Source organism: Streptomyces sp. NPDC002573 (assembly GCF_042889625.1).
Classification (GTDB): domain Bacteria; phylum Actinomycetota; class Actinomycetes; order Streptomycetales; family Streptomycetaceae; genus Streptomyces; species Streptomyces gibsoniae.
In genome coordinates this window covers 1-6090 of record NZ_JBIARC010000169.1, presented here as the reverse complement: position 1 = coordinate 6090, position 6090 = coordinate 1, and the positions used below count along the sequence as shown (strand labels likewise).

Annotated in this window: 4 protein-coding genes and 1 pseudogene; 2 read left to right on the top strand and 3 right to left on the bottom strand. The window is 70.0% G+C overall.

The genetic code is table 11. The features are described 5' to 3' along the window. Positions 1–432 precede the first annotated feature (432 nt). A complete protein-coding gene (locus ACFYX0_RS46265; RefSeq protein ID WP_388981463.1) occupies positions 433–1515 on the bottom strand; it encodes a hypothetical protein in 1083 nt (360 codons plus the stop codon). A 48-nt stretch (positions 1516–1563) separates the two neighbouring features. Next, the gene (locus tag ACFYX0_RS46260) at positions 1564–2691 is read right to left on the bottom strand and encodes an SPFH domain-containing protein (protein WP_388981460.1); all 1128 of its coding nucleotides are present in this window, start codon (positions 2689–2691) and stop codon (positions 1564–1566) included. A 688-nt stretch (positions 2692–3379) separates the two neighbouring features. On the opposite strand from ACFYX0_RS46260, the gene ACFYX0_RS46255 reads away from it, so the two are divergent. Continuing rightward, on the top strand, positions 3380–3733 hold the full coding sequence (locus ACFYX0_RS46255; RefSeq protein ID WP_388981457.1) for a hypothetical protein: 354 nt from the start codon (positions 3380–3382) through the stop codon (positions 3731–3733). Beyond that, positions 3687–5576, top strand: a complete 1890-nt coding sequence (locus tag ACFYX0_RS46250) for a recombinase family protein (RefSeq protein ID WP_388981466.1) — start codon at positions 3687–3689, stop codon at positions 5574–5576. The genes ACFYX0_RS46255 and ACFYX0_RS46250 overlap by 47 nt, the downstream gene beginning before the upstream one ends. A gap of 17 nt (positions 5577–5593) precedes the next feature. On the opposite strand, the pseudogene ACFYX0_RS46245 reads toward ACFYX0_RS46250, so the two are convergent. Beyond that, a pseudogene (locus ACFYX0_RS46245) lies at positions 5594–5956 on the bottom strand (transposase); the annotation flags it as partial. Positions 5957–6090: the final 134 nt, after the last annotated feature.

Sequence of the window (6090 nt, the reverse complement as noted above, 5' to 3'; positions counted from 1 at the left end):
TTGATCGAGGCGCTGGCCACGGCCGCCGGCTTCAACGCCGAGGGCGGTTCGCGGTCCTTCCGGTTCGCCAGCCGGGCTTCCGAGTCCGATCTGGGCGATCACCTGCGCCAAAGGATGCAGCGCGCGAATTGTTCTCGCGCACAAACGTGTGTCTTCACCTCTCGACAGTGTCTGCTGGCCCCGAGGCCGATACATGCCTCCCGAAGTGAGCAGCAGGCACCTCCGGTTGAGCCTGCACAGCCGCGCTCTGCTCATGGGCGGAGCCGATGCCGACCCGGTGTTCCGGGATTCCAGGGGGCGCCTTTGCGTGCACGTCTTGCTGCCTGCGCCGTGGCGGTCGCCGTCGCCGAGGTCTTCTTCAGCGCACCGACCGCTTCCGCGGTGACGCTGCCGTCCACCGACACGGCATTCGTACGGCCGACGACGGCGTCCTCAGTTGCGCAGCATCACCACGAGCAGCACCACCAGGGCGATCAGCAGCGCGCCGCCCACCGACGCCAGGGTGATCTTCGCCGCGCTGTACGGCCGTTCGCCGATGACCTCGCCGGTACGGGCGTTGACCATCACCGGCCACGGCTTGCCGGCGTGGAGGTAGGTCAGGAACCAGACGGGCAGCAGCACCAGCTTGTAGGTGAGGCCGCTGTAGAGGGTTGACATCGAGTGCACCCGCTGCTCGTCGCCGCCGATGTCCCGTTTGCAGTCGGCGCGGATCACCGGCGCCATCCGCGCCTTCGCCGACTCCAGGCCGGCCTCCGGCTCGACGTCGTATCGGACGGTCCGGAAGCCCGCCAGGTACTCCTCCTGGTAGGGAACCGTTTCCTCCAGCGGCCAGGGGGCCAGCTTGTCCAGTTCCTTCGCCGGCACCTGGCCGCTGCCGGGCACCAGCACGTCGTCGAAGAACCGGCCGACCGTCCCGGACGTGTGGTGCCAGCGGGTGTGCCGCACCTGCCGGGTGTTGCCCTCGGAGTCCTTCTCCTCCACCCAGTAGTGCTCGCCGCGTTGGCCGGTGTACTGGGTGGTGGTCTGCGCGTCGTACGTCCAGTGCGGCAGGTAGCTGCCGCGGAAGGTCTCCGCCTCGGTGACCTTCTTCAGCTCGTTGGGCGCGAACCAGCGGGATCTGGTCCATTTCGCCAGCGCGTCACGGGCCTGCTCGCGGCCCACCCCGAAGGGCAGTACTGCCTCGGGTACCACCCGCTCGGTGCCGGAGGCGTCCGCGACCAGCGGGGTGGCACAGAACTGGCACTTGTCGCTGAGCGTGTCACTCTCGGTCACCGCGTGGCAGCCGGGGCAGGTGTACACCTTCACCCGGTCCGGCGCGGATGCCCGGCGGGGGAGCACGGCCAGCTCCTCGATGGGGTGCTCGGTCACCTGCCGCGGTATCGGCGTGATGTCCTGCTCGTACTTGCAGTACGGGCAGCGCAGCGCGTACGTCCCGGGCGCGTACTCGCTGACCCCACCGCACGCCTCGCACTGGAACGCCCGGTCGGGCGCCGGCGTGACATCCTGATCCGTCAACTCAACTCTCCTTGTGACCTGTTGCCGGGAGGTTCCGGGTGGCGGATCTCAGCCCTGCGGGGGCAGCGGCGGCGGGACGTCGGCGAACAGCGGCGTCAGCTCCGGGAACTGGTCCGCGGGCTGCCAGGCGGCCTGCCCACTGCGCCAGACCAGCGTGGTACGGGTCAGGTTGCCGGCCGCCACCTGCCCGGCCAGCGCGCTCTGGTCGTACGGGCCCTGCTGCTGTCCGCCGACCGCGAGGAACCAGCGTGGCGCGGTGGGCAGCGGCGGCGGGACATAGGCGGGGGCGGGCTGCGCCGGGGCCTGTGTCACCGGGACCGAGGGGGTGGCCGCACCGGACGTGCTCTGCACGATCCGCTGGCCCAGCGCCATGCCCACGCCCAGCCCGAGAGCGTCGCCGCCGGTGCCGGGGTTGGCGGCGGCGATCGGGATCGCGTCGGCCGCCTGGAGCTTGGCGTAGTCGTCCAGGTTGCCGGTGATCGTCATCCGGGAGCGGGTGTCGATCGCCGCCTCGATCTCCGGCGGGACGCTGATGTTCTCGATGTAGAACCGGGGGATGGCGATGCCGGTGGAGGACAGCTCCAGGGTCAGCGCCTTGGCCAGCTGCTGCCCGATGCCGTCCTGCCGGGCGGCGAGGTCCAGCAGCGGCACGCCGGACGAGCCCAGCGCGGAGCCCAGCTTGGAGACGATCAGCTGCCGCAGGTGCTCGCCGACCTCCTCGGTGCGGAACTGGGGGTCGGTGCCGACCAGTTCGCGCAGCAGCGCGGCGGCGTCGGCCACCTGGGCGGCGAAGGTGCCGAAGGCACGGACCCGGACCATGCCGAAGTCGGCGTCCCGCAGGATCACCGGGTTCTGGGTGCCCCACTTGAAGTCGGTGAACTGTCGGGTGGTGACGAAGTAGACCTCGGCCTTGAACGGCGACTCGAAGCCGTGCTTCCAGCCCTTCAGTGTGGACAGGACCGGCATGTTCTGGGTCGTGAGGGTGTATGTGCCGGGCTGGTAGACGTCGGCCAGGCGGCCCTCGTTGACGAAGACGGCCACCTGCGACTCGCGCACCACGAGCCGGGCGCCCATCTTGATCTCGTTGCCGTAGCGCGGAAAGCGCCACACAATGGTGTCCCGGCCGTCGTCGGTCCACTCGATGATGTCGATGAACTCACCGCGGATGCGGTCCATCAGCCCCACGACAATCCCCCAGTCCTTGCGTTTCCGGAGACCGCCGCTCCCCGGCCGGTTCCGGGACGGTGACTGCGCGGCGATCAAGCACTCAGCGGACAGTATGCCCACTGCGGTTCGCGCGGCTACTGGTGGGGGCGGGGCCCCCGGCCCGTCGGCCCCCGCCGCCCGTTGGGTGCCCGTGGCCGACCGCCCTGTGCGCCCCCGCCCGGCTCCGGACGTCGTGCCCGTCCCCGTCACCACCCTGGAGCCGCTCCGGGAGCATGGCACGGGCGCGGCGGTGTGGCGACAGCCACGGACAAACTCGCTTGGTGCAGGCCCAGTCAAGGCGAAAGGGGACACCCGTAGGCGGTGATCGTCAGACCGCGGACAAGGGGTGCTTTCTCACGGTGGCCCCGGCGCGTACGCAGATCCGCGCGCGGGCTGGAGATCGCCGACCCGGCCGAAAAGCCGGAGAAAGCCGAGGACCGTTGTGCCCACCGAACCCTTCTTCCTGATCAGGCGAGCCAGCTTCGGCAGGCAGGGGCCCTGGCTGCCGCCGGCAAGCTCTGTGCTTCAGGTCCTGAGGCCGTTGCCCTGTCCGATAATCTCCCCGTGCCGAGACCATCGGGCCCGGTGCCATGGCCGGGCTCGCTGGGAGACAGGGCTGTGACTCCCGGCTCGCGCGCTTTACGAACTGGAGGACGCCGTGCCCCAGTGGGTCATCTTGCAGGCCGAGGGCCGGGCGGAGGCCTTCCGGTACACCGCCCACCGTGAACTCGAAGGGACCGAGGCCGAAGCGCTGGCCGCGATGCGGGACGCCGTCGACACCTTCGCAGAGGCCTTCACCGAATCAGGGCGCCGACGCCAGAGAAGGCGCATTTTCCGGGTTTCCGAGCGCAGCTACTTCGTGCGCGTCCACAACAGGATGTCTGTCGAGGAGGCACACTTCTCCCTCGCCGAGCTTGTAGTCGACACGCACGACGCCGACCTTCCCGACACTGTGGGGGGTGGAGATGTCCCGCCTGGCCCGCAGCGGACGCGAGTGGCACCAGCTCCTTGAACTGTGTGCCCTGGCCGGGGCCCTGCTGGCTGACCCGGACGGGATCTACGACCCGGCCGAGCACAACGACCGCATGCTGCTGGGCCTGAAGGGCACGATCAGCGAGGCCGAACTGCACCTGATCAAGCAGCGGATGTGGAACGGGCGGATCGCCAAGGCCCGCCGCGGCGAACTCGCCATTCCTCTTCCCGTCGGCTACGTCCGTCTGCCGGACGGACAGGTCGGCAAAGACCCCGACGAGCAGGTGCAATCCCTCGTGAAGCTGGTCTTCGACCTGTTCGATGAGCTGGCCACCATCAACGCCGTGCTGCGTTTCCTGGTCGAGAACGGTATCGAGATCGGCGTGCGGGCCCGCTCGGGTCCGGGAAAGGGGCAGCTGGAGTGGCGCCGTCCCAGCCGGATCGTGATCCAGAACATGCTCCGGCACCCGGCCTATGCCGGCGTGTTCGTCTATGGACGCAGCCGCACCGACCCGCGCCGCCGTCTGGCAGGCCGTCCGTTCACCGGCCGCATCCGCCGCCCGCGCGAGGAGTGGCTGGTCTATCTGCCCGGCGTGCTGCCCGCCTATATCGACATCGAACGGCACGAGCGCAACCTGGCCAGGATCGAGGCGAACCGGGCACGCTCGTTAAGCATGGGAGCGGTGCGCGACGGGCCGGCGCTGCTGGCCGGAGTGATCTGGTGCGGACGCTGCGGCACCCGCATGACCGTGCACTACCAGCGCGGCCAGGGCGGCAAGCTGTGGCCCAAGTACGAGTGCGACCGGCTCAAGGCCGACTACGGCGGCGAGGTCTGCCAGCAGCTGTCGGGTACATGCGTGGACCGCCACGTCACCGGCGCCCTGCTCGACGCGATGGCACCCGCCGCCCTTGAGGTCTCGCTTCAGGCTGTCGAGCGGGCCGAGCAACGGCGGCAGGACGTGGAGCAGGTCTGGCGGCAGCGGCTGGAGCGGGCGGACTACGCCGTCGAGCGGGCCCGGCGCCAGTACCAGCTCGCCGAGCCCGAAAACCGGCTGGTGGTGCGGGAACTGGAGCGCAGCTGGGAAGCTGCGCTGCGCCAGCGGCAGCAACTGGGCGAGGAACACGACCGCTTCCTCGCCACCCGACCTCGCCTTCTCACATCGCAAGAGCGCAAGCAGATCACCGCCCTCGCCCGCGACCTGCCCGCGGTATGGCACGCGCCAACCACCACCGACGCCGACCGCAAGCAGCTGCTGCGGCACCTGATCGAGCGAGTCGAGGTGTGCGTCGTCGGCGACAGCGAGCGCGTCACCGTGCGGATCACCTGGGCAGGCGGGTACCACAGCCACGGCGAGATCATCCGCCCCGTCGGCCGCCTGGACCAGCTCAGCTACTTTCCACAGCTGGCAGCCCGCGCCCGCGAACTCGCCCGGGCCGGCCACACCGCCGCGGCCATCGCGAAGATCCTCAACGACGAGGGCTTGCGGCCGCCCAAACGCCGCGACCACTTCAGCACCCAAGGAGTACGCCAACTCCTGCAGGAACTGGGCTCCGTCAGCCGCCAGGAACACGCCCAGCGCCAGGCCGCCGACCCGCTGGGCCCCGACGAGTGGTGGCTCACCGACCTCGCCCGCGAGCTCGGCATGCCCCGCGTCACCCTCCACGGCTGGATCAAGAAAGGCTGGGCCACCGCCCACCAACGCGACGACCCGCGCCACTCCTGGATCATTCACGCCGATGCGGCCGAGGTCGAACGGCTCCGCCGGCTGCACCAGTTGCCGCGCGGGCGCGGCGCCCGCCAGGCATGGCTGTACCACCAGCGCCTGGCGATAATCGACAACGAGGAAGGACACAACAGCCATGACAGCGAACCGCAGGTATGACAGCACTGCGGCTTGCTCTTCTCGACCGCGTTGCGCCGACGGTAGTCGTCATGGTCGAACCCCGGTGGCCTCCCACTGAACCGGCCACGCTTCTTGCGCGTTGCCATCTGGTCGGCGGGTTGCGGAATTACGGCCCCGATCCCGCGACGGCGCAGGTGGCCACGGATCGCGCAGGAGGAGCGCGCCTTGTCCGCGAGGACCACCTCCGGTACGGTCCGGGGCCGCCCGACGCGACGGGGTACCCGGATGCCGGCCATGACCTGCGGGAACGCAGGGGCGTCACCGGCCTGGCCCGGAGTGACGACGAACGCCAGGGGCCGACAGCGGCCGTCGGCGGCGAGGTGAATCCTGGTGGTCAGCCCGCCGCGGGACCGTCCGATGGCGTGATCATTCGGCTCGCCGACCAGGGCCCTTTTTCAGGCTCTCCTGCCGTATGTGTGGGTCATGCTGGGGCGGGTTGGCGTCCAGGGAGCTGGGGGCGGGGGCCGGCGAGGGTGAGCATGACGAGGGCGAT

Coding starts and splice junctions, on each gene's coding strand:
- ACFYX0_RS46250 (WP_388981466.1), top strand. CDS start 3,687: ATGTCCCGCCTGGCCCGCAGCGGACGCGAGTGGCACCAGCTCCTTGAA.
- ACFYX0_RS46260 (WP_388981460.1), bottom strand. CDS start 2,691: ATGGACCGCATCCGCGGTGAGTTCATCGACATCATCGAGTGGACCGAC.